This is a genomic window from Aurantimicrobium sp. (genome assembly GCF_036667855.1).
Classification (GTDB): domain Bacteria; phylum Actinomycetota; class Actinomycetes; order Actinomycetales; family Microbacteriaceae; genus Aurantimicrobium.
On sequence record NZ_JAVWTF010000097.1, the window covers coordinates 1 to 2,644 of the forward strand.

At 58.0% G+C, this 2,644-nt stretch carries 2 pseudogenes; both read right to left on the bottom strand.

Going from position 1 to position 2,644, the window contains the following annotated elements:
* Positions 1 to 2,019: pseudogene (locus RR877_RS10320) on the bottom strand (AAA family ATPase); the annotation flags it as partial.
* 70 nt (positions 2,020 to 2,089) lie between these two features.
* Positions 2,090 to 2,644 (bottom strand): annotated as a pseudogene (locus RR877_RS10325) (23S rRNA (adenine(2503)-C(2))-methyltransferase RlmN); the annotation flags it as partial.

Genomic DNA, 2,644 nt, shown 5'->3' on the forward strand with positions numbered 1-2,644 from the left:
ATTGAGTCCCAAAGCAATGTCGAGAACAACGAGTTCAGACAAGACCTTGTCGTAGTTGGCAAGCAGGTCTGCAACGCCAACTGGAACCTCAGGAACTGCACCGGCAACAACGTAGCGCTGCCACAGCACACGCTGCTGCTGAATCTCGGTAAGAGCCTCGTGCATGTCGGGGACGTTCGCACCAGGACGCACGTATTCGAAGGCCAATTTCTTCAGACGTCGACGGTCGCCGCCGCTCATGCCGCTACCTCGACCAGAGGTGGCAGTGATCAGCTCAGTGAGCGGGCGGTCATATACCGAGGGCAGGAACTTATCCAGGGTCTCGCGAATGTTCACGAGAAGTTCGAGATATATGCCGAGCTCTTCGAGGTTCTCGAAGGGACGCATCTTGGTGCGGCTGAAAACTTCTTCAGCACGTTCGAGCAACTTGGGTAGCTCGGTGGTGTGCAAGCGCTTGGCCTGCTCGTGTGCAGCGGTGGTTTCCTCAGGCGTGGGGAAGTTTGCCCCATACCAAGGAGAGTCATCAGGGCCGTAACGGAATTCACCGAGGGCTGCAGCCTTGATCAGACTGGCTGCCGCCTGGGGTCGAGAGTTCGCGAGGCCTTCGATGGCGCGGCGAGGTAAGCGAGCTGTGGTCGAAGGCGGAGTGGGAAGCAAGCTCAAACGAGAGAGCTCTTCGAGTGAATCCAGAACAGAGACGCCGAGAACTTCGTCTTTGCGGGTGAGCGAGCTGCGGTAGTCCAGCAGAACCTTGCGCAAACGAAGCAGGGCGTCGTCCACGTCGGTGACGTTGGGGCGCGTGGCTTTCTCATTACGCAGGATGGCATTGATTAGATCGCGACGCAGCGTGCGAGGGGAAACGGTGAGACCGTCGAGACCAACCTGACCCAAACGGTGAACAACAGAGTCGAGGCTTGAGCGACGAGCACCCACAACCAGCACGCGCTTGTGTGCACCGGTGAGAACACCAATGGCGTTCACAATGGTCTGCGTTCCACCCGTGCCCGGCAGCGTCTTCACAACCAGAGAATTACCGGCGGCAATCTCGGCCACGATGTTCTCTTGCTCAGCATCTGCATCGAGCAACAAAGTGTCCGTTGCCGGTGGACGTTCGTCCTGACCGACAACGACAGCGTCCTTGTGTTCGTTGGTGAGGCGAGTGCGCGCGGTGACATTCCCGGCGAGCGCATCCAAGATGGGGTGAGCGAGCTCTTGAACGTCCGCCACCATCGCGGCGGAGAGATCAGAGAAGCTCGAGGCAACCAGGCGAGGCTCCACCTCGAAGTTACTCAGGTGCTGAGTCAGTCCACGCAAGCGCTCAATGACAGGCAGTGGGTTGAACATGCCATCGAGGTTGGCTAGCGCAACGAACGAGTCAGCATCTAGTGCGATACCGAGCTGGCTCTCCAAAGCACGTGCGAGCTGAGGGTTCAGGAAAGGCTGACCACTGAGCTTGAGTTCAAAGTCTTTGCCATAGCGACGCAGCGACATCGGGCGCAGCAACACTGGGCCACAGTAGTCGCGGTCCTGGAAGGTCCACTTGGCAATACCGAGGGCGAGGTAGACAGATTCGATGCTGCGCATCGAACGCATCTCGGTGCTCTTGGCCGAGATAGCTGCCGCAGCCAATCGAGCGTTACGCAGAGCGAACTCTTCACGAATCAGGTTCGAGAGCAGGGTGGGCTTGCCCGAGATAAACGAGGGCAGACCACCGGGGTGTATTGAGGTGAGCTCAATACGAGTGCGAGGAGTATCGACGAACTGAATCAGGGGTGAGGTGCCACCGACAACAGCAAGTTCTTCACGCCACTGGTTCCAGACAGGCTCTGCCACGTTGATGTTCGACAGCGCGGAGTTGAGGCTTCCCGCGGTGGGAGCAAGCAGATCAACAGCAGGTTCTGCCTCGGCCGAAAGCTCGGGGAATGGGTCGTCATCGATCGAGATCTGCTCGCCGATGTTCGACGGAGTCTCTTCAGGTTCTAACGACTCGTCGCCAGACTTTCGATTACGGGGCCACACATGAAAAACACTATGTCTCAGGCAGGGATAAACCCCGTAGTGACACCTATTTTTGAGGGTTTCCTAGCTGTTAGTCAGCTGCTGCCAGCTGGCCACAGGCCCCATCAATATCCTTGCCGCGCGTATCACGCAAGGTGGTGGGAATACCGCGCTCTTCAATGCGGCGGACAAACTCTCTCGCAATGTGAGGCTCGGAGGCAGTCCAGATGGATCCGGGGGTGGGGTTGAGGGGAATAGGGTTCACATGAACCCAACCGCGACCGCGTTCATTGAGCTTGTCTGCCAACAGATCAGCACGCCAGGCATGGTCGTTCATGTCTTTGATCAAGGCGTATTCGATGTCACCGGGATGAGCTCATCACGGAGTTCGTCATCAGGGGCGTGGAGAGACAGAGCGAAGGTAAGCTGCAGACCTTCGTCTGCGAGCTTGTGAATAGCGGGAGCGAGCCCCACAGAAGAAACGGTGATGTGGCGAGCAGACATACCCAAGCCTTCAGGCTGGGGAGCCAGCATCGTACGCACCGCCGTCATGAGGCGGTTGTAGTTAGCCAGGGGTTCACCCATACCCATGAACACGATGTTGGTCACGCGTTCTGGCTGACCCTCAGCGTCTTGGTTTCCTGCA